Raw genomic sequence first — 24,705 nt, 5'->3', positions numbered from 1 at the left:
TTTTAAATGTTTTTAATCTAAAAAATAGTCTTAGGATAGTTTTGCACTAATTAATTTCAAGAATTCGTTTCTTGTTTCAATTTTTTCAAACTGACCTCTAAATCCAGAGGTAGTCGTTACCGAATTTTGTTTTTGAACACCGCGCATCATCATACACATATGAGATGCCTCTATAACCACAGCAACCCCTTTAGGTTTTAAAGTGGTATTAATACACTCCAATATATCATGGGTCAAGCGTTCCTGCACTTGCAATCTTCTAGCAAAAACATCTACCACCCTTGGTATTTTACTAAGACCTACAATATGACCGTTAGGTATATAGGCTATATGGGCTTTTCCAAAAAACGGTAACATATGGTGCTCACAAAGGGAATATAGTTCTATATCCTTAATAATGACCATATCATCATAAGACTCCTTGAACATGGCTCCTTTTAAAATTTCCACTGCGTCTTGCTTATACCCTTGGGTTAAAAAAAGCATGGCCTTTGCTGCACGTTCAGGTGTTTTTACTAGCCCTTCACGCGCTACATCTTCACCAATTTCTTCTATAATGGATGAATATCTGCTTCTTACTTCATCAGTAATATCAAGATTGTATTCTTCTAAATTTCTATAAGAGGACATAAATTATATATTATGTTTAATAAAATTATATTTTTGTTGAACAAAATTAAGCATTCTTTTTTCAACTGGCTTATATATTGTTCATAAAAGCGAACAAAATTACTCATTTTGAAATTCATTTTATTAAAGTGCTCATAGGTAAAAGTATAATTGCCCTTAGTATTTTACGCAAGCGCTATTTTCATTAATTTTGAAAACTTATATAAACACCCCTTCCTATGATCAAAGCTTCTAACATTCATAAATATTACGGAGAATTAGAAGTATTAAAAGGAGTTGACCTCCACATTAAGAAAGGCGAGATTGTATCTATAGTTGGTGCATCGGGTGCCGGTAAAACTACCTTATTGCAAATACTGGGTACTTTAGATGTACAATCTAACAGAAAGGATAGCACGCTTCTTATCAATAATATTGAAACCACTAACTTGAACGATAAGGATTTGGCAAAGTTCAGAAATGAACATATTGGCTTTATCTTTCAGTTTCATCAGTTGTTACCCGAGTTTACGGCAATTGAAAATGTTTGTTTACCGGCCTTTATTAAAAAAACGCCCAAAGCCAAGGCAGAAACTAGAGCCAAAGAACTTTTGGACTTCTTAGGGCTATCTCACCGGTATGACCATAAACCTGCAGAGCTATCTGGCGGTGAGCAGCAACGAGTAGCTGTTGCCCGTGCTTTGATCAATAATCCTTCTATTATTTTTGCGGATGAACCCAGTGGAAATTTAGACTCTGAAAGTGCCGATAACCTGCACAAACTGTTTTTTGAATTACGAGAGAAGTTTGGACAGACCTTTGTAATTGTTACCCACAATGCAGAATTGGCCGAAATGGCTGATCGTAAATTAACCATGGTAGACGGCAAAATAGTGGACAAGGAAATTATTATAGCATAACCAAACCCCGGATGCTTCAAGAACTACTTTTATTTGCAAAAAACCCAACCTATAAGGAAAATATTGAAATACCAATAGCTGATAAATTCAGAATACTTTTTAAGCTTTTAATAATTGCCCTAGGCGCTAGTATTTTATTATTAATGGTTGCGGGGGTTTTAGAAAGTGTACTTCAACTTGAAATGGGGAAACATGCTATGGATGATCTATTCGGTAATTACTCGGTGCCAATCATTTTCTTTTTAGCCGTTATCGTAGCCCCATTCTTTGAAGAACTGCTATTTAGGGGACCGCTCATTTTTTTCAAAGACTCAAAATATTTTAAGCTTGTTTTTTATCTTTTCACCATTGCCTTTGGGTTTATGCATATCAGTAATTTTGAAATAAATACCCAAGTAATCCTATTCTCCCCGTTATTGGTAGCACCACAAATAAGCGTAGGATTTCTTTTGGGTTATATACGGGTAAAATTTGGTTTAATATGGTCAATGGCACTACATGCGGTTTACAATATGATATTGGTTGTACCCATTTTAATTTTACAATTATTAGATATTCCTATTGAATGACAAAAAGTGAATTAAAAGTATTTCTTGACGAAAAGGTTATTGAATATAACAAACCGGAATTCTTGGAAACCGATCCCATTCAAATTCCGCATCTTTTCACTGAAAAAGAGGATATTGAAATCAGTGCCTTTTTAACGGCAACGATAGCTTGGGGCAACAGAAAGAGCATCATCAATAATTCTCATAAGCTGATGGAAAAAATGGGTCAGAGTCCGTATGACTTTGTGCTTAACCATACCGATGGTGATTTAGAGAATTTATCAGGATTTGTTCATAGAACTTTCAATGAAATAGACTTAAGGTATTTTATACAGAGCCTAAAAAACATATATAGTAAGCACAACGGACTGGAAGGTATTTTCACAACGCATCAAGACAAAAATTCTCTACAGCCCACCATTTCCATATTCAAGAAAAAATTTTTTGAATTACCGTATGAGCAACGTACAACAAAACATGTTTCAGATCCATTAAAAGGTTCTGCAGCCAAAAGAATAAATATGTTTTTACGCTGGATGGTTAGAGATGCCGCCACCAATGTAGATTTTGGCATATGGAAAAACATACCCGCCTCAAAATTATCTTGCCCATTAGACGTTCATTCGGGTAATGTGGCTAGAAAATTAGGATTGCTAAAGCGGAAACAAAATGATGCAAAAGCACTAGCCGAACTAGATAAAAACCTTAGAAAACTGGACCCATTGGATCCAGTTAAATATGATTTTGCCCTGTTTGGTTTAGGTGTGTTCGAGAAATTCTAGTTTACGGCTTCTTTTTCAAATCTTTTATCGGTCAGTGTTTTCATAAAAGCAATAATAGCCTTTGATTCTGTAGTGGTTAGGTGTAAAGAATCTGGAGGTAATGTTTGGTAAGGTACATCTAGGCCCATACCTTGACCACCGCCAACATTGTAAAACTCAACAACTTCTTCTAATGTTTTATACACCCCGTTGTGCATATATGGCCCGGTTAAATCAACGTTACGTACTGTTGATGTTTTAAAAAAATGTTTCTTCTCCTCTACTTCGTAAGGGTAATATTGCCCCCAATCATCATCTAAGATAGGATTCTCAAAACTTGCGTTTTTAGGTACTCCAAGATTTTCAAATTCGCTCTCCATATATTTAGGTGGCACGGTACCGTTAAAAGCCGGTGGAAAATGACAAGTGGCACACGCAGCTTTACCCATAAAAAGATTAAAACCGGTAATCTCTTCGGTAGTCATGGTTTCTTCAAGATTGTTCATGTTTCTATCGAATTTAGAATCGAACGGAGCTAAACTTCTTATATATGTTGCAATAGCATTACGTACGTTCATATCGGTTATTTTTCCATCGTAAAGGGAATCAAATTGAACTTTATAGTCTGATTTTTCTTGAATTTTCTCTTCTAATTGTTCCAAATCGATATGAAACTCATTTTCATTATTGGTAACTCCAACAATTTGATCCTCAAGACCATCTGCCCTACCATCATAGAACAAAGAACGTTGGTAAACGGAATAAGTTAATGTTGGTGAATTGCGTTGCAAATCTTGTCCGTTTATTCCTTTAGCAATTTTATGACCGTCCGTAAATGCTTTTTCCGCAATATGGCATGTTGCACAGCTTATGGTACCAGACCCGGATAAATCTTTATCATTGAAAAGCTGTCTTCCTAACTCAATTCTTTCTTTAGTAAAATCTGGTGCTCTGTGGGTAGAGAACATTTTCATATTAAAGAAATTCTTATCGAATAAACTAGTTACTTTAGGATCTAACGCACGAGATTCACTTAATTCAATATTCCAATCTTTTGCCGTTTTGGCCACTAAGTCCAATTGATTATTAGTGTGAAATTTTATGAAAGAATAGCGATCAAATTCATCAAAATTTCCATTTTTAAGAACATTAATGGTAGCTGTAATTTCATCTTCCCATTGCGTGTACAATTTTTTATCTGCAAAAGCATCTTTATAGATAGCTAAAACATTTTGTAAGGTTTCGTAATTATAAATAGCCTCGTTTAGTGAATTGGCCAACATGGGCGAGTCAAACCCAGTTATACCTTTTGTTGCGATATTTACAATAGCATCACGAATCATTTTTAAATGATGCCTGTCTCTTTGGGTGATGAGAATATGATTTTTGCGAACAAATGGAATTCTGATCTTTAAATACTCCAATACCCTATTTAATTCTTTATTTGAAAATCCTTCTTCACCGAACAACAACTCTTCTAACACTTGAAAACTCTTCGGTTTTAGAATTTTAACATCTTGATGGTCATCAATTTCAACCTTTAATAAATTGGGTGCATTCATTGAAAGGTAATTCTCGTAATCATATGCCATAAGCATTGGCTCTACCCTTTTATACCATTCCCGGCTTTTTAAGAATAGTTCCTTATTTTTTGAAAGTGAATTCAGCGTATCTATTTGCTGCATATAATGGGCGGTGCTATCTAAGGCTATAAAATATTGTTCACGAATAGCATCATTGAACATTGAACTATCATTTGTATTTATAGCCAACAAAGGCTCAGGTTCTTGATTTTTACAAGAAATAAAAAAACTTACCAACCCAACAAAAATCCATTTATAATGCAATATTCTCATGTTATTCTTTAAAAATTGTTTTGAACAGAAAAAGGTTCCCAGTTAAGGGAACCTTTGATTTTGGTATAATTATATCACTTATCTTGGCAAGCCGGTCAATTTAAATAATACAGAACCTTCTAGAGTAGCATTACCCTCGCTAATAGCGGTTGGATCAACGAATTTAAGTCCGTCAGCTCTTACTGCAGTATCAGGAGTTGTCCCGTAATTCCATCCGTGAACTTGAGCACCACCAATGAATGTTGGCTCGGCAGCACCAATAATATCGGTAACATCGATCAAACCGGTAATTTCCCACATGCTATCGGTATTACCAATACCAACACTTGCCGCATAGGTTTGGTTACATTCCATAACCTCTACAAAATCTCCCGTGTTTAAATCTAATTGCCATAGTTTGGCAAAACCTGTAATATCAGGATTTAAATCACCATAACCATTAGGATCTTCCTGAACGTAAGCATAGTTTTCAGTCACTAAAATATTATCTGGCGAATGCATGCCATCACCTTTACCACCTTCTAAATCACCGTCTACAACAACAGTTAATTTAGCGGGAGCCGTTGGATCTTCAGGGTTAAGAACCAGTTTATACACACGTCCAAAACCTGTACCTCTTAAGTTTAAATCTGGATTATCTCCACGAATTCTACCGGTTGCATTAAAGTAAACTTCTCTTTGCGCTTCGGCAGTACCTCTTCTCCAGTCTATATCTTCAATTCTTTGGAAACCTATGGCAGAAGAATCTATTGCCTCTTGGTTTAATTCGTCTATAGTTCTTTCGGTAACTTCTACCCATTCAACATCGTATTCCGTATCCTGGGCCATACCCATTTCAAACAGTTGACCACCTTCACCAGGAGCGGACTCTACAGGGTTAGTACCTCTTAATACGTATAATTTACCACCGTAAAGATCACCTCTTTGACCAACATACATTCCAAAATGAGCTTGAGGATAGGTGTTGTCACTATGATCATCTCCCATAAAAATTACGGTTTGTGATGCATAGGCATCTTTACCAATAACAACCGCATTCTCAGTAGACCATTCACCTAAAGCAGGAAGCCTTTCCGCTTCTACCCTATCTTCTTTGGCTCTAAAAGGATTTATTTTAAATACCCCTTTGGCATTTCCTCCCCATTCTCCACCAGAAAGGTAAAGTGGACCAAAACCATGTTCTTCAACCGTAACCGAAGAACCGGAGCACATTGCCGTAAAAGCAGTAGCCGTAGAATTTACAATATAATCTCCTTGTAAAGGCTGTAATTCAGAATTCAACATAATTCTTGCGATAGAGTAATCTGCTTCCAAGTTGTTGATCAAAGCATAGTTTCCATCTTCCGCAGGGTAAAGTGCAGCACCATCCATATAGGAACCATAAACAAATGTAGAATCAGATTCTAATATATCTGCAGAGGACATGATCATGTTCAATTCAGCAGAACCGCTAAATGCACCTTTTAATTCAAAAAGTTCATTAGGGGTTACAGAGCTAGTTAATGGAATAGATTCCTCTAAGGTGAAATCCTGTCCGTCTTCGCCATCGGCACCATCGGCTCCGTCAGCGCCATCGGCACCATCAGCACCGTCCACGCCATCAATACCATTTGTACCATCAACACCGTCTTCTCCGTCACAGCTTATTACAGCTAATCCTAGGCAAGAAAGGAAAAGGGCTTTAAATAGTAAATTTTTCGATTTTTTCATTATCAATATAGTTTTTAGGTTATGAATTCCAAAACTATACAGACAACCTTTTAATAAGGTATTCTAAAAATTAGCAATGATTAAACTAAACTTTATGTTAATGTTAACATGTAAATTTAACTTGAAATTGAGGTGATCAAAACTTGAACTTAAGTTTAACTGATGTTACAAATACTTAAAAATCAAAACATTAAGATACAATACCCATATTGCCCAAAGATAATAATTGCTCTTTACCACCTTCAGCTATAGATTTATAAATTGCCTCTACGATAATCATATCCCTTTTCCCCATTTCACCTGGAGCTACATTTTTGGTCCCCATAAGAATATGTTTTGCAAAATCGTCCATCTGCAGCGCTTGTTGCCTTTTATGAGGAAATTTTAAGATATCACCATTAGAAGTCGTGCCGCTAATTGGTCCGTAGCTATGTGCAGGCTCAAGTTCAAACCAACCATTGCTGCAATGACATTTTAACTGGTTACCGTTTGCATTATGCGATGTCATCATATGCGCAACTGCTCCATTTTCAAATTTAAATTGAGCTGTAATGGTCTCGTCCGTATCTTTAAAATAGTCAGGCCTAGTACTAAACTCTTGTGCAGAAACGGCTATAGGATTTTGTCCTGTACCATATATACTTGTCTGTATTGAATATACACCCATATTCATCAATGCACCGCCACCAGAAAGCGACTTATCTAATCGCCATTGATTTGGGTTTCCTTTAGATATATAGCCCGCATCGGAGGAAACGAACAATACATCACCAAAAGTTTTTTCCCTTACATATTTTTTAACCTCATTTGTATATGGGTCGCTTTGCATTCTATATCCTACAGACAACTTAACGTTATTTTCATTACAGGCCTTTATGATGGCATCGCATTCTAAAACACTCACAGCCATTGGTTTTTCACAAATAACATGCTTACCGGCTTTTGCCGCACGAATACAAAAATCTGCATGCATGCTATTAGGCAAAACAACATAAACAACATCTATATCTTTATTATTAACTATACTGTCAAAATTTTCATAGTTATAAATATTCTTAGAAGGTATATTGTATTTTTTTGACCATACCGCCTCTTTCTCTTTAGTTCCAGTTACTATCCCTGCCAAGTAACAATGTGATGTCTCTTGTAAAGAAGGAGCTAATTGATACGTACTATAGCTACCTAAACCTACCAAAGCAATACCCAACTTTTTACCGTTTTGTTTGGTAGTAAGGGCATTAGCCAACGGCATATTAGCCATTAAGGCAGAACCCAATATACCCTTGGTGGCCAAACTATTAAATGAACGTCTTGTAAGTTTCTTCATGAGTGTTTTTTATGATATAGAAAATTAAAAAAATATACTATAACTCCATCATACGACATGTAATATTAACATTGTGATTTCAAGTACAAAATATTGAACATTTCAATTTTAAAACTATTATAATTATTGATTTGATATTAAAAAACGAATCGATCAAAACAGTATTTAAGATCGCACAATTATGCTTATTTTCGTTTGTAAACAGAACCTTATCAAACCATGAAAAAACTTCTACAACTCACAATTTGTATGGTAGCGACCGTTGCCATTGGTCAGTCTAGGGAATTACCCATAGATACCGTAATTACAACGCAGCACAATGCCACAATAAATGGCGCAAGCTTCTCGTATACCGCCCAGACCGGTACACAACCCGTATGGGATGAGAATGCAAAACCCATAGCATCATTACATTACACGTATTACACACGGAATAATATTAAGGACCGTACTACTAGACCTTTATTGATTTCTTTTAATGGCGGACCTGGCTCTGGTTCCGTTTGGATGCATTTGGCCTATACAGGTCCAAAAGTTTTAAAGATTGATGATGAAGGCTACCCTATACAACCATATGGGGTAAGTGATAACCCGCATTCTGTATTGGACATTGCAGATATTGTCTATGTGAACCCTGTAAACACCGGTTATAGTAGAACCATACCAGCTAGTGGAAAAGAGGTAGACAGGGATAAATTCTTTGGCATCAATGCAGATATTAAGTACTTGGCAGAATGGTTGAACACCTTTGTAACCAGAAAAAACAGATGGCGTTCCCCTAAATATATCATTGGGGAAAGTTATGGAGGTACACGTGTCATGGGCCTTTCTTTGGCGCTACAAAACCAACAATGGATGTACCTAAACGGCGTAATCATGGTTTCCCCGGCAGACTATAAAGTGATACGAAACTCAGGTCCGGTTGCCGAAGCTATGAATTTACCCTATTATACTGCGGCCGCATGGCACCATAAAGCTTTACCACCGGCATTACAAAGCAAAGATCTTTTGGAAATCTTACCGGAATCAGAAGCGTACACCATTGATAACCTAGTACCTGCCTTAGCAAAAGGAGGATTCTTGGATGCTGCCGAAAAAGATGCCGTTGCCGATAAAATGGCCTATTATTCAGGATTGAATAAAAAGGATATTCTTGACCACAACTTATCCGTACCTACCTCTTTCTTTTGGAAAAGCTTATTAAAAGATAAAAGTGGACATACCGTTGGGCGTTTAGACTCTAGATATTTAGGTATAGACAAACAGTTGGCCGGTACAAGACCCGACTATAATTCTGAATTGACATCATGGCTACATAGCTTCACCCCTGCTATCAATTATTATTTACAAGAAGAGCTGAATTTTAAGACCGATGTAAAGTATAACATGTTTGGGCCTGTTCATCCTTGGAACAATGACGATGACAACACAAGGGATGATCTAAGACAAGCCATGGCACAAAATCCATATTTAAATGTTTTGGTACAATCTGGGTATTATGATGGCGCTACCACCTATTTCAATGCAAAATACACCATGTGGCAAGTAGACCCTAGTGGTCGTATGAAAGATAGATTCAGCTTTAAAGGCTACCGCTCAGGACATATGATGTACTTAAGAAGAGAAGATTTAAAAACCGCAAACGATGATATACGCGATTTTATAAAACGTACTATTGCAACGGGTAAAAGTGCTAAATATTAAATAGCGCATTACCTTTCTAAAACTGTAGTGGATATTCCCAATACAAGCAATGAGTTAATTTCCATTGTTTCTGTTGGGAATATTTTTTGGTTTCGAAATTGGGCGGACTTCACAGCATCCCTAAACAGCTGTTCCCTTTTACGTTGTTTCTTTTTCTTGAAAATATCAATTGTGAAGCCTACCGTTACGCCCCCAAGAACGGTTGCGATCAAATCGGCATTGTCCCATCCTCCATACTGCTTTTGGTCAATACTTTCTTTAGCAACCCCAATCAATACACTACCACCTACTGCACCAATAAAGGTCCACGTTCTGTCTCCATCAGAAATTTCGTTTGCAATACCGGCGCCCACCAATCCGTATAGATTACCACCCAAAAAATGCAGCATTTTATCGCTTTCAAATTGTCCTTTGACAGATTGTAGGGTAAAAAAGACAAGAAGGACAGAAAAATATTTCACCATAAGCCCACAAAGATAATTAATCTAAATTCTTAACATCCATTAAAATTCAAGTTTGCATACCTACCTATTCAATACCTTTTATAATTATAGTATCTTACCATTTTAAAATAAATATGGAACTAAAAAATTTTATTAAAAGCCTTTCGATCATGCATTTATTCCTTGTAGCTGGTCTAGGCATATTTAGCGTTTGGCTCATTCTTCAAATAAATAGTTTTACCACAAGTACAAATGGCCAGGATATATTTTTGTTCGTTATCCCTGTTTTGGCCCTGCTTGGGTATTTTGGTAGTCAGTGGGTATTTAAAAAAATGACCTCGAAGATACAATTGAATGAGCCATTGACCGATAAACTAAGAAAATATCAAACAGCATTGCATATTAAATATGCTTTAATAGAAGTACCTGCCTTTGCGGGTTTGTATGCCTATTATAGAACGGGTAATGCCCTACCCTTGGTTATTGTTATTTGTCTATTGGCCTATTTATTTGTTCAACGGCCAAATAAGGAAAATATCATAAAAAATGTACCGCTAACCGCAAATGAAAAAACCGAAATTCAAAAATCTTAAATAATTCCTGAACATGAAATCAACCTATAAATTTTACGTCACTATTATGTTATCCCTATTAGGCCTTACCCGTATTCATGCTCAAGATTGGGCAGAGCTTAATCATTTTAAAGAAGCAAACAAACAACTGCCCATGGTCAAGGACAGCCAGGATAGGATCGTTTTTATGGGGAACTCCATTACTATAGGTTGGCTAAATTCAAGGCCCGAATTTTTTAAAAACAAACCATATGTTAACCGAGGAATTAGCGGACAAACTACGCCACAAATGCTTGTTAGGTTTAGACAAGATGTGGTAAATTTAAATCCTAAAGCGGTAGTTCTTTTGGCAGGAACCAATGATATAGCAGGAAATACCGGACCCTCTACTATAGAAATGATTATGGATAATATTAAGGGTATGGCAGAAATTGCTACGGCCAATGATATAAAAGTAATTTTAACTTCTACCCTACCTGCATATGACTACCCATGGAAACCAGGCTTAAAACCAGCAGAAAAAATTGTTGCATTAAATAAATTGATCAAAGAATATTGTGACAAGCAAGGTCATATTTATGTAGATTATTTTTCTGCCATGGCCGATGATAAAAATGGCTTGCCCAAAGAATTGGCAGAAGATGGTGTACACCCTACTGCTGAAGGTTATAAAATTATGGAACCTTTAGTGGAAGCTGCTATTGAAAAAGCGTTAAAGAAATAACTCAAATTTGAAAATTGGTTGATGACAATTGCTCGCTGTTTATTTCTATGGCTTCTAATTTTTACTTCTTGTAAAAAAGAGCACAGTATAGAAGCTGATAAATTAGAGATTACCCGCATACTGGAAAAACAGCAAAATGATTGGAGCAATAATAACCTAATAGGCTTTATGGATGGCTACCACCAATCAGATTCTTTGTTTTTCTTTAGTGGCTCCAAATTGAAGACAGGATGGAAAACCACCTTGGATAGTTACCAAAAAAATTATCCAGACACTTCCCATACCGGAAAATTAACATTTAACATTGTAAAGATATACCCTATAGATAATGACGCATATTTTGTTATGGGAGAATATTTACTAGAACGGACAATAGGTAATGCCAAAGGTTCCTTCATGATAATTTTTAAAAGAATCAATGGCGAATGGAAAATCATTGCCGATTCTTCGTGCTAATAAGAGGTAATCTTTTGGTTTTGATTACTTTTGATAAATTTTTATCAAAATAAAGAACATGAAAAAAGCACTGATCCTATTGGTCTCATTGGCCTTTTCCTGTAATTCTTCTCAGAAAACAGTAAATGAAGGGACTGAAACAAAAACAATAGAAAAAGTTTCTCCTACCACTTATGCAACTTCCATTACGGAACAAGAACTAAAAGACCATTTGTACATCTATGCCTCAGATGAATTTGAAGGAAGGGAAACTGGGCAGCCCGGGCAGAAAAAAGCCATTGAATACATCAAGGCAGAATATGAAAAATTAGGTGTTTCCGCTGCAAAACCAAATGGAGAATATTTTCAGAATGTACCATTGGAAGTAAGTAATTTACCTAGTGGAAAATTAACCGTAAATGGAAAAGACTATACCATTGGTGAACATGTTTTGACTTTTGGTGCCGCACAAAATTCATTTGACAACATTGTTTATGTTGCCTATGGTATTGAAGATGAATCATATTCTGATTATAGCAATTTAGAGGTTGCCGATAAAATGGTCCTTTTAAAATCCGGAGAGCCAAAGAATAGCGACGGAACGTACAAAATATCCGGTACTACAGAGCCATCTGTATGGAGCAATATGTCAGAATCATTGACCAAAAGAATACAAATAGCCATGGACAAAGGCGCTATGGGAGTTCTATATTATGATGAGCAAAACTTTGACCGTTTTAAGCGTAGATATCAATATATGGAAACCAATAATAGCGGTAGAATGGAGCTTGTAGACCCCAATGCAAAAGAATTTTATAGCCTATTTATTGACCAAAATCTAGCCGCTGAAATTCACCCTACCATAGGATCGGAAGAAACTGGTGAAGTATTGAACACAAAATTAAACTTGGATTTTGCAAGTTCTAACAACAAAGTTTCTTCAGAAAATGTTGCGGCCATAATCAGAGGTACTGAGAAACCGGAAGAGTATGTAGTTATCTCTTCACATTTGGATCATATTGGAATTTCGTCTAACGGAGAAATCAATAATGGTGCAGATGATGATGGCTCTGGAACCGTATCCCTATTAGAAATTGCGGAAGCTTTTAAATTAGCATCAGATGCTGGGCACGGACCTAAACGCTCTATCGTATTCTTACATGTAACAGGTGAGGAAAAAGGTTTGTTGGGTTCCCAATACTATACTGATTATGAGCCTCTTTTTCCTTTAGAACAAACCGTTGCCAATCTAAATATAGATATGATCGGTAGAATTGACCCTCAGAGAGATGGTGACCGTAATTATATTTATTTAATTGGTTCCGATAAATTAAGTACGGAACTACATGAGTTGTCTGAAGAAATCAATACGAAATACACCAATTTAGAACTTGATTATACCTACAATGATGAAAACGATCCTAACCGTTTTTATTATAGAAGCGACCATTATAATTTCGCAAAAAATAATATTCCCATTATCTTTTATTTTAATGGTACACATGATGATTACCATAGACCAAGTGACACTCCTGATAAGATAAATTATGACTTATTGGAAAACCGTTCAAGATTAATTTTCCATACAGCTTGGGAAATTGCAAACCGCAATAACAAACTTGTTGTTGACAAGGCTACGGAGTAAACTTTAAGCAAACATATAAAAGCCTGATAGTTAAAAAATTACCAGGCTTTTTTTATGTCTTTATACTAATAAAAACGTGCATAAAATAAAAAAGTCCTGAACATGGATTCAAGACTTTTTCTCTGCTTTTAGGGTGGAAGACCGGGTTCGAACCGGCGACCCTCGGTACCACAAACCGATGCTCTAACCAGCTGAGCTACAACCACCATTTGTAAGCGAGTGCAAATGTAAATTTTTTATATATTCCCCGCAAATAATAAATCACTTTTGAATAAATATTTCTTTTTAACGTTACACTATATAATTTCTATATAAATTTAAAGTTTGAATCAATTTAATGACCTTTAGCAGGTTAGCCTATGACTTTTAAAAACCTCCGCAAATCTTTCCTACTTATACTATTTTTCCTTGGCAGCTTTAATAATAGTTTTGGTCAAGCAGACAGTATCAAAATTTTACAAAATCAACTTAAAAATTACTCGCAACAACCTAATTTCTCTGAGAATACAGCGGACTATGTAGACCTTCTTAACGGTCTAGCGTATGGGTTAAGATATACTGCGAAAGATTCCATAAAATCACTAGCTCAAAAAGCGCTTGAGATAAGTTATCAAATTGATTATAAAAAGGGAGAGTTAGAAGCATTGTCCAATTTTTCTATGTTTCACTTATTTAAAGGTGAAATGGATGAAGCCATACGATTTGGAAATAAAATTATTGAAGATGAAAATCTATCAGAGCATCCCAAAACTGAAATGCAAATTTATAATCAGTTGGGACAAGCCTATTTTAGTCGGCAAAATTATCCGCTAACCTACACTTGTTTTTTACATGCCTTATCCGTTGGTAAAGAAAAGAATGACGATTATTATATATTCCGGATGAATATGAATTTAGGTACCATGTTCAATTTGTTGGAAGATTATAACGAAGCCCAAAATTTTTACAAAGATGCGCAAATTGCTGCTCAAGAATTGAATGATGATAATGCAACGGCAATGATATCAAGTAATTTGGCCTATTTATACATTCAACAAGAAAAGTTTAAAGAGGCGCAGGCATTATTGCAAGAAAGCATTTCCTATTTTAAAAAGCACAATAATGAGTTATGGTTGGCTTTTTCCTATGCCACAATTGGTCAGTTATATGTAAAGACCAATAAATTTAATGAAGCCAACACAAATTATTTAAAAGCCTTACACTCTCATAACTCCATAAACGATATTAAGGGAGAAGCCGATATTTATTTTGGACTTGCCAAGGCACAATTTATGTTAAAAAATATCTCTGCCTCAGAGGAATATGCCTTCAAAAGTTTAGAATTGTATAAAACCTTCAAGTTAAATACCGGTTTAGAAAAGGTCTATAGGTTGCTATATGAAATCAAAAAAGAGCAAAATATGATTTCACAATCTTTGGAATATCTGGAATTGACAGAAAAATTGGCCAATAATATTTCCAAAGAAAAAAATCGTAGAAATTTAACGATGGTCAATGCTAAACTTAATTACGAAAAAGAGAAAGAGGCGTTAGAGGCTAAAAATGTTCAGGAATTAAACCAACAACGCAAATATGTAAAATGGGCCCTTACCGCATTAGCTGTATTATTTATAATCGTATTGATTAGTTTAAGTATTAATAAGAGAGAAAAACAATTAAACAAAAAACTAGAAAGCCAAGCCTTAATTTTAAATGAGAGCCAAAAAGAACTTACAGCAATAAATAAAAATAAAGACAGGCTATTCTCAATTATAGGACATGATCTAAGGGGGCCTATCATTTCATTGAAAGAATTGCTGAAGTTTTATTTAGAAGATCCGGATGGAAAAACATATTTTGAAAAGTTTGCGCCACAATTAAAAGGTGAGCTTGATCAAGTCCAATTTACATTGGACAACCTTCTTCATTGGGGCAAGGCCCAAATGAATGGAAATCAGATAAATCCAGAATCTATTCATATAAAACAAGAATTGGATATCATCTTACAATTGTATAAAAATGAACTTCAAAAAAAGTCCATACAGCTCTTTACGGATATAAAGGAATCTCACAAGGCTTTTGTTGACTGGGATCAGTTCAATATTATATTCAGAAATTTAATCAGCAACGCTATAAAATTTACCCCCAACAAAGGGCTAATAAAGATATTGACCCAAGAAAACAAGGATACAATAATTATTAAGGTGATAGATAACGGCGTTGGAATGAGTAAGGAAGCCATTAAGAATATTTTTGTTGATAATGAGCACTTTACAACGTATGGTACCAATAGAGAAAAAGGCACGGGAATAGGGCTTAGACTAGTTAGAGAAATGGTTTTGATGAATAAAGGCAATATAAACGTTGAAAGTACTCCAGACCAAGGCAGTATATTTTCTGTAGAACTACCTATCCATAATTACAACCAATAAGCCATTTATTTCGATATCGCCACAACTAATTGAAAATCAACAATATATACTACAAAACTATGTAGTAGTAATGTATTAAAAATGGAATCAATTTTTGGGTTAAATTTACTGAATACGTTAATAAATCATCGACGAACTACACGTTTAAGTCGCTGAAACACACAATTTTCTGCATTTCACAACATATTTTATTTAACTCACTACTAGAAAGTTAATTTTATGATATAATTTTTGATTCTATATATGAATTCTAAATTTTTGGACAAAGCTTTTTGGTATAAACAAAGACGATATATAACCGCGTTATTGTTTATGCTGTTAGTTTGTTCCAATATTTTAGGACAGGATTTAAGAAGAGAAATTCTATTGAACGAAATTGAAACAGTTCGTAATTCTTCTGATTTTCAATCTAATGATACGCTCTATATAACTAAAATTATTGAATTAGCTAGTGAATACCGCTATCATAACCTAGACAGTTTATATAGCTTAAGCGATGAAAGTTTAAGATTAAGTAAATCCTCCTCATATACAAATGGAGAAATACAATCTTATATAAATATTGGAGGGTTTTATTCTGACAAAGGTCAAATAGACCAAGCCATATCACATTTTAAAAAGGCCCATGAATTGGCCACTGAAAACAAAAATCTTCTTTTAAAAGTAAAATCCTTAAACGTCTTGTCCAAGGAGTATAGCTATCAAGGCAATTATGCAGTGGCCTTAAAAGGATATTTGGAAGCTATTGAGATTGCTGAGAAACAAGACTATAAAAACTATCTTTCAATTATCAACGAGAATATTGCAGAATTGTATTTAACTCAAAAAGATTATAACCATGCCATGGTTTTCTTTAAAAAAGTTAAGGCAATTAATGAGGAAATAGGCAACCCTATTTATATTGCAGAAACCATGAGCAGCATGGCAAATGCATATGCGGACATGAATGAATTGGAATATGCCATGTTTAATATAAACAGTGCTATTACCATATTTGAACAGGAGAAAATAATAGAGTGGCTTGCATATGCCTATGAAGTAAAGGGCAAGATCTATCTAAAAAAAGGAAAAAACACTTGGGCATTATATTGGTATAAACAGAGCGAATTACTCCATGAAAAGATTGAGGATGACAGAGGTAAAATAGCCCTCCTTAATGGAATGTCAGAGGCTTATCTAAATACCAGTAAAGATAGTATAGCCAAAAAATATTCCCTAGAAGCTTTTGAGCTGTCCAAAAAAATTGGATATAGAGCTGGAATAAAGGATTGCAGTTATCAATTATTCAAGATACATAAGAAAAATAAAGAGTATAAAAAGTCACTTTGGTACCATGAAATATTTCAGGTCACTTCAGAATCCTTGACTAAAAAAGGGAATGAAATTGCCTTGGACATGTTAAAAACCAAGACCGAATATAATAGGCAAAAAGAACAATTAATTTTAGAAAACGAAAAGGCGCTGGCCAAACAGAATATCGTTATTTACCTCATAGCCATCATTCTTATCATTTTTGTAATGATCACCTTTATCATACAAAGAAACCAACAAGTACAAAAAAGATTGAATGCGGAACTGTTGTCCAAAAAACAAGATTTGGAAGAAAAACAGGCTTATTTAAACGAACTAAATCAAACCAAAAACAAATTGTTTTCCATTATCGGTCATGATTTAAGAGGGCCGATCGGTGCATTTCAAGGGCTTTTGAAATTGTTTAAAGAAGGCGAAATGACCAAAGAGGAGTTCTTAAACTTTGTTCCAAAACTTAAAGTAGATATTGATACCATTTCTTTTACGCTAAACAATTTACTTTCATGGGGTAAAACCCAAATGAACGGTTCTATTACGAAACCATCCATTACTAATTTAGTAACCATAGTAGATGAAAATATTGCGCTGTTATCAGAAATTGCGCTTTCAAAATCAATAACCCTTGAAAATAGAATAGAAGCCAATTGTCAAATTTGGTCCGATCCTAACCAAGTAGATATTATCATACGAAATCTATTAAGCAACGCGTTAAAATTTACCCCTAACAATGGGCAAATTATTATTGGCGCCATACAAAAATTAAAAACCTGCGAGATTTATGTTAAGGATAACGGTATGGGTATGAGCGAAGAAACTATGGGTAAAATATTTTTAAAGGATTCTAACCATACTACATATGGTACCAACGATGAAAAAGGTACCGGCCTTGGGCTTTCTCTTTGTAAGGAAATGGTCGAGAAGAATAATGGTAAAATCTGGGTACATAGTGCTCTTGGAAAAGGGTCTACATTCTACTTCTCTTTACCTAGGGTTAGGGCAGAATATAAAAAATCTGCCTAGATTAAACTGTCCAATGAATTCACGGCCACCATTCTTTCTACAGTAAAGCCCTCCGCATAATCCACACCCACCAATCTACCTAAATCCTTAGCTCTATAATGTACACTTTCTATAAACGTTTTACTACTTATAGGTGTTTCTGGCTCATTACTATTAGGATCATGAAATTGAGAAGCATATGCTAAAATAGCATCGGTTTTTTTATCTATAAACGTACTGATATCCACAACAAAATCTGGAGTAATATTTTTCCATTGAATATAGTGGTATACTAGTTTAGGTCTCCACTCTTGTTGCTTCTCCCCTTCTACTGTAGTTTCAATTCTTCTTAATCCACTTAAAAAGCAAGCATCACTTACCAATTTACTACCCTTTCCATGATCAATATGTCGGTCATCTATTGCATTACATAAAACTGTGGTGGGCCTGTATTTACGTATCATTTTAATGATTTCTATTTGATGCGCTTCGTCATTTACAAAAAAACCATCTCTAAACCTTAAGTTCTCACGTACCGCAACACCTAAAATTTTTGCAGCTGCTGCAGATTCCTGGTCACGTATTTCAGCAGAACCTCTAGTTCCCAATTCGCCACGTGTTAAATCAACAATACCTACTTTTTTTCCCAATGCAATCTCTTTTGCAATGGTGCCCCCCGCCCCAAGTTCGGCATCATCTGGATGTGCGCCAAAAACTAAAATATCCAACTTCATACGCTATTCTTACTTTGTACTTCTAATTACTATTTACTTAATGGAATTCAATGCTTGTTGAATATCGTTCTTTAAGTCTTCTATTTCTTCAATTCCTAACGAAAAACGAATTAATCCGTCAGAAATACCTTGTTCAGCCCTTACTTCTGCGCTCATTAAAGCGTGAGATGTTTGGGTAGGCGACAAAACCGTACTTTCTACGCCTGCCAAACTCATAGAAGGTTTTATCAATTGCAATGCCTTTTGAAATTTTGAAGCATCTAAATTTGCATTCAATTCAAAAGATAACATACCTCCAAAACCTTTCATTTGCTTATTAGCTATATTATGATCCTTATGGCTAGGCAGACCCGGATAGTAAACTTTCTCAACGTCTTCCAGTTCATTGAGATAATGAGCCATAGCCAAGGCATTTTCATTTTGTGCCTTTACGCGAATACCCATGGTTTTTATACTTCTCTCCAATAACCAAACGGTATAATCACTTAAGCTACCTCCAAAGTTTTTAGCCAAATGAAAAATTCGCTCCATATTCTCGGTATTAGAAGCTACGGCCCCCGCACAAATATCCGAATGACCGCCCATGTACTTGGTTGCACTATGAATAACAACATCGATACCAAAATCAATAGGGTTTTGATTCACCGGACTCGCAAATGTATTATCGATCATGCTAATTAAACCGTGCTTTTTGGCAATCGTTGCTATTGCCTCTAAATCTGTAATGGTCAATAACGGATTTGAAGGTGTTTCTATATAAATAACCTTTGTGTTCTCTTTTATTTCAGCTTCAAAATCAGCAGCACTCCAGCCTGTGGTAAATGAATATTCAATACCATATTTAGAAAATTCCTCATTAATTAAATTATAGGTACCACCATATAAAGTTTGTTGTAATACTACATGATCACCAGCACTTAAAAATGCTAACAAAGAAGTACTTACCGCAGCCATTCCACTACCAAAAATCAGCGCAGATTCCGCATGTTCCAAGGCAGCTACTTTTTTGCAAAGTCCCTCTTGGTTTGGAGTATTAAAATATCTTGGGTAACGTTTAACATCTACATCTTCATAGGCATAAGATGTGCTCATGTATAATGGGGAAACCGCCCCTTTATGCTGTTTATCCTCTAATTCACCTACATGCGTGCAGATAGTGTTTAAGCCTTTTGTATTCGAATTCATATGCAAAAATTATAAAAAATAAAGGTAAGGAAATAGAATGTAATCCAACCGGTAACATATTCATTTGCTTAACTCCTAAAAGAATAATAACGCAACTCATTCTTGGTATAAATTTCTTTTAAAAGCAGATAACCATTAAAACTTCAAAAGAAAGATGTTTGTATTAAGAATTATGGAATAGTTGAAATGAAAGTGATCATTTAGCAGAGCTTTTTAATTTTTGTTGATAGATTTATAATGTTTAATGTTAAATAACCATCACTATAGGTTGGTTGAATTATTTGAATACTTAATAATTATGAAAAAATCAATATTTACTGTTGCACTCATCATGCTAATTTTGTCCTGTAAAAATCAAAAACCTGTAGCCAAAGGGTATCAAGGTCAAGGTAAAAGTGCCGTTGTTAGTACACTATCAAAACCGGTACAAAAGCAATGGAAAGGCATCTGGAGTTTTGATAATGAATCTATATTCTTTAGCAACGATTTTGAGGGAGGAAGACTCAACGGAATCACCTCTGACGGAAATGGTCATTACACCGCCTTGATTACAGCCGAGAACACCCCCATAAATGTTAGTCCATGGTATGCGTTTAAAGTTTGGTCAAACACACCAAAGACCATTACCATTAAAATGACTTACCAAGATTCGCGCAGTAGGTATTACCCTAAAATTAGTACCGACGGAGAAAACTTTACCCCAATAGACAGTGCAAATTTCACAGGAATCAATGAAGGCACGGGTACATTTGGTATTAAGGCCGTACCGGAAATGGTAGAAATCAAAGTAAAAGCCACCAAAACACCTACTTATATTACAGCACAAGAGCTTTATGGCTCAACAAGAGTTAAAGCTTGGATAGACTCCTTGGCTACTAAACCATTTATTTCTACTTATGAAATTGGGAGAAGTAGAGAAAACAGACCAATGAATTTAATGGAGATCAGCAATGGGCAACACAAAAAGGCCGTTATGGTCATTTCTAGACAACATCCACCAGAGGTTACCGGGTTTCTTGCCATGAAATCATTTATTGAAACATTGAGCGGCGATACACCTAAAGCCAAAAATTTTAGGGAAAATTATGATCTATTCGTAGTACCATTAATGAATCCTGATGGTGTAGATAATGGCCAATGGAGACACAATATGGGAGGCATCGACTTAAATAGAGACTGGCAAGAATTTAATCAACCCGAAACGAAAAGTGTTAGGGACTTTTTGGTAAAAAAGGAATCTGAAGGTTATGAATTTGTTTTTGGTGCAGATTTCCATTCTACTTGGGATGATATCTACTACCCAATAGACTCCACAATCACAGGCGAAAAAGGTGAAATTGTTTTTGATTGGATTGAAAATATAACCAATAGACTACCACAAAAACATACCAATATAAAACCGTCTAAGGATATAAAACCGACAATGGTATCTAGAAATTACTTTTATGTAAACCATGGTATGCCGGCCATTGTATTTGAATTGGGCGATAACACTCCTAGAGATTTTCTTAAGCAAAAAGGAAAAGTCGCTGCTGAAGAATTGATGGACTTACTAGCTAAAAATTAAAACTAAAAAGGGCCTCTTAACAAATAAGAGGCCCTTTTTATATGTAGTAAATATTTACTTGCTAAAGTTTACCTTGTATCTCCAGAAACTTATGGCGCCTAGAACCAATACACCTGCTACCAAGTAATATATAAATGTAGGCGTAATCACTTGTGCACCACTAGCATAACTATGAAGACCTACCAAATAAAAATTAACTCCAAAATAGGTCATCATTATACTACCGAAAGCAACGACGCTCATAAAGTTGAATGTCCATTTACCTCTTAAACCTGGCACCAATCTAGTATGTATTACAAATGCGTAAATCATAATAGATATCAATGCCCAAGTTTCTTTAGGGTCCCAACCCCAATAACGACCCCAGCTTTCGTTTGCCCATTGTCCCCCTAAAAAGTTACCAATGGTAAGCATTACAAGTCCTGTTGTTAATGCCAGTTCATTTATAATGGTCAATTCTTTAATATTGATTGCCATACGTTCTTTATTCTTTTTGGTCGTTAAAATCATTAAAATCAACGAAACAAGACCTAAGATCATACCTACGGTTAAAGGGCCATAACTACCAACGATAACAGCTACGTGGATCATTAACCAATAACTATCCAATACGGGTTGCAAATTAGCAATAGATGGATCTATCCAACTTTGGTGTGCAATCCATAACAACATGGAGGTCACAAAAGCAGAGGCGGCAAATGTCATATCACTTTTACGGCCCAAGGCCCAACCAATTGCCATAGTAGCCCAAGCTACATAAAGAATACTTTCATAAGCATCACTCCAAGGTGCATGACCAGAAATATACCAACGTAATATTAAGCCCGCAGTATGCCAAAGAAACAGCAACATTATTGTACCCTTGAAAAAGTAGATAGCCACTCTCCAAATGGAACGGTCTTTAAAAATTTGAAATACCAAAACAAAGAACATTAAAAGTCCAACCAATGCATAATATTGATATAGCCTATTAAAAATATTGAGCTTATTATAGATTACCTCTGTATCTATTTTTCGCTGAGAAGGCAGAACTTCGTCACCATGATTAAGTTGATTTTGGTGAAATGCAGCCAATAACTTGTCGGCAGAGCTATAGTCGCCACTTTGTTGCGCTTTGCCCAAAGTCATTAAATAATACGGCATGGCATTTTTTACGAAATTGGAGTATAATGAATCCCTAATTTCATATTGTCCTCCCCTATATTCAACAGCGGATATCCATTTGTTGTTCTCATCATCTAACAATGGAAATATTTTAACAATATCTTGACCCAAAGCTTGGTTCAACAAGCTTAACCTAATATTGGCATCTTTAAAATCTTGCTGAAATTTATTAGGGTTATTTGTTGCAGTAGCCTCACGTAAAAAAGGTTCTAATTTATATTGTCCTTTTTTATCAAAGAAATCTGTAGCCTTAACGTATTTCTGACCAGAGGGGATTCCTATAATTTTCCTAATACTATCATTCTGCGATTTTTTATCTAGAGCAATAAATTCGGTATTATACCAAACCGCCGGGTTCATCATCATTGAAAGTAATATCTGGTCTGAAGAATAGCCCATATAATTATCTTTCAAACTCAATTTACGAAGTAATTCTGATGAAAATGTATTGATAGGCTTCATACGGCCTCCTTCATCCTGTATGACCAGTTTACCAAACTTGTCGGCATGTTCTTTGCTCACCATACTGGCTTCTAGCAAAGAATCTATTTGTGCTTTACTTGGTGCTTGTTGATGCCCTTCTTCTGGGGTATGTTGTTCTTGTGCAAAAGTTGAGAACGAGAATGCCATTAAAAGTGTTATAACACCGAACATTTTTTTCTTTTTCACTTTTAGCTTATCTAAAGAATCCGCTAAATCTTGAAAACGAGTTTTACCAAAGAACATAATTCCCATTAAACCAATATATAATAGAAAGTACCCTATATAAGTAATCCAAGTACCCCAAAAATCATGGTTGACAGATAAGGTAGTACCTTTCTCGTCTGGGTCAAATCCTGATTGAAAAAAACGATAACCCTCGTGGTCTAATACATGGTTCATAAATATATCATAATCAAAAGGCCTTTCATCTTCAATGGTTACCCTACTCATAAAAGATGCATAACCTTTATCTGTACCAGGATACTTTTCTGCAATAAAATCGTTCAATTTAATCCCAAATGGTAACTCATGCACTTTAGAACCATATCGAATAGAAAAATTGAGTCCGCCAACTGTTACTTTTTCACTAAAATCCGACGGTCCTTTACTACCTAACAATTTAATCTGTTTGGTTTCACCATTAGCCGAAACATCAAAAACAATGGCATCTTGATCCATTTTGGTTTTTTCGGCTGCCGGTATTTCCACAATTCCATATGATCCTTGCGTTATAGAATCAGGAATTACAAATTGCATACCAACGGTATTATATAGTGAGCGTAATTGTAATGGTTGAATACTATCTTTAACCAATACTCCTTGAAACTGATCTGCCATTCGCATAAAATTACCATCAAAAGGTGCATGAATTTGATACACAGAATCTGTGGTCATAATATTTATTGCACCATCGGTCTTATTATTCAAGGCAAACAGTACATTATGAATACTTGCTACTTTACCATCTTCTAAATAATGGTCGTGACGGTCACCATCACCGGCTTCAACAATTTTTAGAAATTTTGTTCCGTTCGGGTCTGGTAGCAATCCTTGTTTAGCGCCCTTAATAAAATCAACATATGAAATTTCAAATTCCTCACCGTTAAAGTCGGCTTTCCATGGCAGGTTAGATTTTATGGCTTCTGGGGTAACAATTAAATCGTCTTCAAGAATTTTTCTTCTAGCCTCACCATTTATTTCTCCGTCTACATAAACCGTTAAATAAGTCTTGTCCGAATAAAACACATTTTCGGTATTACCCTCACGTATGGGCATCATTCCTTCAAAACTGATATAACGGGTAACAAAGGCACCAACAATAATTAAAACCCAAGATAAATGTAAAATCAAAACAGGCCATTTCTCTAAACGTAATAATCGATAACGTGAAATATTACCAATAAAATTGATAACAAAGAACACCATAATAAATTCGAACCACCAAGCATTATAAATCCAAATTCTAGCGGTTTCTGTGCTGTACCAACTTTCAATAAAGGTGCCAAATGCCATTGCAGTGGCAAAAACAATAAACAAAATGGACATTAAGCGTGTAGAGAAGAATATTTTCTTGAACATTTCCGTCATGGAAGATAGG

Annotated in this window: 19 protein-coding genes and 1 tRNA gene; 11 read left to right on the top strand and 9 right to left on the bottom strand. The window is 35.3% G+C overall.

Features of this window, described 5'->3' with window-relative positions; genetic code table 11:
• Window positions 1-30 precede the first annotated feature (30 nt).
• A complete protein-coding gene (folE, locus tag ABVM52_RS16130; protein ID WP_405382106.1) occupies window positions 31-630 on the bottom strand; it encodes a GTP cyclohydrolase I FolE in 600 nt (199 codons plus the stop codon).
• Between the two features lie 218 nt (window positions 631-848).
• On the opposite strand from folE, the gene ABVM52_RS16125 reads away from it, so the two are divergent.
• The 3 genes from ABVM52_RS16125 to ABVM52_RS16115 are packed head-to-tail and all read left to right on the top strand — an operon-like array spanning window position 849 to window position 2,859.
• The gene (locus ABVM52_RS16125; protein ID WP_405382105.1) at window positions 849-1,529 is read left to right on the top strand and encodes an ABC transporter ATP-binding protein; all 681 of its coding nucleotides are present in this window, start codon (window positions 849-851) and stop codon (window positions 1,527-1,529) included.
• An 11-nt stretch (window positions 1,530-1,540) separates the two neighbouring features.
• Window positions 1,541-2,098: a CPBP family intramembrane glutamic endopeptidase gene (locus ABVM52_RS16120; RefSeq protein ID WP_405382104.1), complete on the top strand. Its 558-nt coding sequence runs from the start codon at window positions 1,541-1,543 to the stop codon at window positions 2,096-2,098.
• On the top strand, window positions 2,095-2,859 hold the full coding sequence (locus ABVM52_RS16115; RefSeq protein WP_405382103.1) for a TIGR02757 family protein: 765 nt from the start codon (window positions 2,095-2,097) through the stop codon (window positions 2,857-2,859). Before ABVM52_RS16120 ends, ABVM52_RS16115 begins: the two co-directional genes overlap by 4 nt.
• Here the strand turns inward: ABVM52_RS16115 and ABVM52_RS16110 are convergent.
• The 3 genes from ABVM52_RS16110 to ABVM52_RS16100 all read right to left on the bottom strand — a co-directional run bounded on the left by ABVM52_RS16110 (window position 2,856) and on the right by ABVM52_RS16100 (window position 7,731).
• Window positions 2,856-4,694, bottom strand: coding sequence for a cytochrome c peroxidase (locus ABVM52_RS16110; RefSeq protein WP_405382102.1), 1,839 nt, complete (start codon window positions 4,692-4,694; stop codon window positions 2,856-2,858). The two genes, ABVM52_RS16115 and ABVM52_RS16110, sit on opposite strands and share 4 nt — an antisense overlap.
• A gap of 78 nt (window positions 4,695-4,772) precedes the next feature.
• The gene (locus ABVM52_RS16105) at window positions 4,773-6,404 is read right to left on the bottom strand and encodes a phosphatase (RefSeq protein WP_405382101.1); all 1,632 of its coding nucleotides are present in this window, start codon (window positions 6,402-6,404) and stop codon (window positions 4,773-4,775) included.
• A gap of 190 nt (window positions 6,405-6,594) precedes the next feature.
• Entirely contained in the window at window positions 6,595-7,731 is a 1,137-nt protein-coding gene (locus tag ABVM52_RS16100) for a Gfo/Idh/MocA family protein (RefSeq protein ID WP_405382100.1), read from the bottom strand.
• A 219-nt stretch (window positions 7,732-7,950) separates the two neighbouring features.
• On the opposite strand from ABVM52_RS16100, the gene ABVM52_RS16095 reads away from it, so the two are divergent.
• Window positions 7,951-9,435, top strand: coding sequence for a S10 family peptidase (locus tag ABVM52_RS16095; protein WP_405382099.1), 1,485 nt, complete (start codon window positions 7,951-7,953; stop codon window positions 9,433-9,435).
• Between the two features lie 8 nt (window positions 9,436-9,443).
• Here the strand turns inward: ABVM52_RS16095 and ABVM52_RS16090 are convergent, their stop codons facing one another.
• Window positions 9,444-9,899, bottom strand: coding sequence for a hypothetical protein (locus tag ABVM52_RS16090; protein ID WP_405382098.1), 456 nt, complete (start codon window positions 9,897-9,899; stop codon window positions 9,444-9,446).
• Window positions 9,900-10,048: 149 nt separating this feature from the next.
• Here ABVM52_RS16090 and ABVM52_RS16085 point away from each other — a divergent pair, with 149 nt between their 5' ends.
• Genes ABVM52_RS16085 through ABVM52_RS16070 form a run of 4 tightly spaced genes read left to right on the top strand, consistent with a single transcriptional unit; the run spans window position 10,049 to window position 13,254 of the window.
• On the top strand, window positions 10,049-10,471 hold the full coding sequence (locus ABVM52_RS16085; RefSeq protein WP_405382097.1) for a hypothetical protein: 423 nt from the start codon (window positions 10,049-10,051) through the stop codon (window positions 10,469-10,471).
• Between the two features lie 13 nt (window positions 10,472-10,484).
• On the top strand, window positions 10,485-11,174 hold the full coding sequence (locus ABVM52_RS16080) for an SGNH/GDSL hydrolase family protein (RefSeq protein WP_405382096.1): 690 nt from the start codon (window positions 10,485-10,487) through the stop codon (window positions 11,172-11,174).
• Between the two features lie 21 nt (window positions 11,175-11,195).
• On the top strand, window positions 11,196-11,630 hold the full coding sequence (locus ABVM52_RS16075) for a YybH family protein (protein WP_405382095.1): 435 nt from the start codon (window positions 11,196-11,198) through the stop codon (window positions 11,628-11,630).
• Window positions 11,631-11,688: 58 nt separating this feature from the next.
• Window positions 11,689-13,254 (top strand): M28 family peptidase, encoded by a 1,566-nt coding sequence (locus ABVM52_RS16070; protein WP_405382094.1) that lies wholly within the window; start codon window positions 11,689-11,691, stop codon window positions 13,252-13,254.
• Window positions 13,255-13,385: 131 nt separating this feature from the next.
• Here ABVM52_RS16070 and ABVM52_RS16065 read toward each other — a convergent pair.
• Window positions 13,386-13,461, bottom strand: a tRNA-His gene (locus ABVM52_RS16065).
• Between the two features lie 152 nt (window positions 13,462-13,613).
• Here ABVM52_RS16065 and ABVM52_RS16060 point away from each other — a divergent pair.
• Window positions 13,614-15,665, top strand: coding sequence for a tetratricopeptide repeat protein (locus ABVM52_RS16060; protein WP_405382093.1), 2,052 nt, complete (start codon window positions 13,614-13,616; stop codon window positions 15,663-15,665).
• A 243-nt stretch (window positions 15,666-15,908) separates the two neighbouring features.
• A complete protein-coding gene (locus ABVM52_RS16055; RefSeq protein ID WP_405382092.1) occupies window positions 15,909-17,996 on the top strand; it encodes an ATP-binding protein in 2,088 nt (695 codons plus the stop codon).
• Here ABVM52_RS16055 and bshB1 read toward each other — a convergent pair.
• Both bshB1 and ABVM52_RS16045 read right to left on the bottom strand, forming a co-directional pair.
• Window positions 17,993-18,709 (bottom strand): bacillithiol biosynthesis deacetylase BshB1, encoded by a 717-nt coding sequence (gene bshB1, locus ABVM52_RS16050; RefSeq protein WP_405382091.1) that lies wholly within the window; start codon window positions 18,707-18,709, stop codon window positions 17,993-17,995. The genes ABVM52_RS16055 and bshB1 overlap by 4 nt on opposite strands.
• Before the next feature lie 33 nt (window positions 18,710-18,742).
• Window positions 18,743-19,894 (bottom strand): trans-sulfuration enzyme family protein, encoded by a 1,152-nt coding sequence (locus ABVM52_RS16045; protein WP_405382090.1) that lies wholly within the window; start codon window positions 19,892-19,894, stop codon window positions 18,743-18,745.
• Between the two features lie 298 nt (window positions 19,895-20,192).
• Here ABVM52_RS16045 and ABVM52_RS16040 point away from each other — a divergent pair, with 298 nt between their 5' ends.
• On the top strand, window positions 20,193-21,461 hold the full coding sequence (locus ABVM52_RS16040) for a M14 family metallopeptidase (RefSeq protein WP_405382089.1): 1,269 nt from the start codon (window positions 20,193-20,195) through the stop codon (window positions 21,459-21,461).
• Window positions 21,462-21,515: 54 nt separating this feature from the next.
• On the opposite strand, the gene ccsA is transcribed toward ABVM52_RS16040, so the two are convergent.
• Window positions 21,516-24,695, bottom strand: coding sequence for a cytochrome c biogenesis protein CcsA (gene ccsA, locus ABVM52_RS16035; protein WP_405385143.1), 3,180 nt, complete (start codon window positions 24,693-24,695; stop codon window positions 21,516-21,518).
• Between the last annotated feature and the right edge of the window lie 10 nt (window positions 24,696-24,705).

It is taken from the genome of Maribacter sp. LLG6340-A2, assembly GCF_045057105.1.
Taxonomy (GTDB): Bacteria; Bacteroidota; Bacteroidia; order Flavobacteriales; family Flavobacteriaceae; genus Maribacter.
The sequence above is the reverse complement of the archived record's forward strand: the minus strand, read 5'-3'. Positions and strand labels throughout refer to the sequence as shown.

Bases quoted from the DNA above. Each gene is read 5' to 3' on its own strand.
- ABVM52_RS16070 (WP_405382094.1), top strand. From the start codon at position 11,689: ATGAAAAAAGCACTGATCCTATTGGTCTCATTGGCCTTTTCCTGTAAT.
- ABVM52_RS16045 (WP_405382090.1), bottom strand. From the start codon at position 19,894: ATGAATTCGAATACAAAAGGCTTAAACACTATCTGCACGCATGTAGGT.
- ABVM52_RS16110 (WP_405382102.1), bottom strand. From the start codon at position 4,694: ATGAGAATATTGCATTATAAATGGATTTTTGTTGGGTTGGTAAGTTTT.
- ABVM52_RS16095 (WP_405382099.1), top strand. From the start codon at position 7,951: ATGAAAAAACTTCTACAACTCACAATTTGTATGGTAGCGACCGTTGCC.
- bshB1 (WP_405382091.1), bottom strand. From the start codon at position 18,709: ATGAAGTTGGATATTTTAGTTTTTGGCGCACATCCAGATGATGCCGAA.
- ABVM52_RS16120 (WP_405382104.1), top strand. From the start codon at position 1,541: ATGCTTCAAGAACTACTTTTATTTGCAAAAAACCCAACCTATAAGGAA.
- ABVM52_RS16085 (WP_405382097.1), top strand. From the start codon at position 10,049: ATGCATTTATTCCTTGTAGCTGGTCTAGGCATATTTAGCGTTTGGCTC.
- ABVM52_RS16060 (WP_405382093.1), top strand. From the start codon at position 13,614: ATGACTTTTAAAAACCTCCGCAAATCTTTCCTACTTATACTATTTTTC.
- ABVM52_RS16090 (WP_405382098.1), bottom strand. From the start codon at position 9,899: ATGGTGAAATATTTTTCTGTCCTTCTTGTCTTTTTTACCCTACAATCT.
- ABVM52_RS16040 (WP_405382089.1), top strand. From the start codon at position 20,193: ATGAAAAAATCAATATTTACTGTTGCACTCATCATGCTAATTTTGTCC.
- ABVM52_RS16105 (WP_405382101.1), bottom strand. From the start codon at position 6,404: ATGAAAAAATCGAAAAATTTACTATTTAAAGCCCTTTTCCTTTCTTGC.
- ABVM52_RS16055 (WP_405382092.1), top strand. From the start codon at position 15,909: ATGAATTCTAAATTTTTGGACAAAGCTTTTTGGTATAAACAAAGACGA.
- ABVM52_RS16125 (WP_405382105.1), top strand. From the start codon at position 849: ATGATCAAAGCTTCTAACATTCATAAATATTACGGAGAATTAGAAGTA.
- ABVM52_RS16075 (WP_405382095.1), top strand. From the start codon at position 11,196: ATGACAATTGCTCGCTGTTTATTTCTATGGCTTCTAATTTTTACTTCT.
- ABVM52_RS16100 (WP_405382100.1), bottom strand. From the start codon at position 7,731: ATGAAGAAACTTACAAGACGTTCATTTAATAGTTTGGCCACCAAGGGT.
- folE (WP_405382106.1), bottom strand. From the start codon at position 630: ATGTCCTCTTATAGAAATTTAGAAGAATACAATCTTGATATTACTGAT.
- ccsA (WP_405385143.1), bottom strand. From the start codon at position 24,695: ATGACGGAAATGTTCAAGAAAATATTCTTCTCTACACGCTTAATGTCC.
- ABVM52_RS16115 (WP_405382103.1), top strand. From the start codon at position 2,095: ATGACAAAAAGTGAATTAAAAGTATTTCTTGACGAAAAGGTTATTGAA.
- ABVM52_RS16080 (WP_405382096.1), top strand. From the start codon at position 10,485: ATGAAATCAACCTATAAATTTTACGTCACTATTATGTTATCCCTATTA.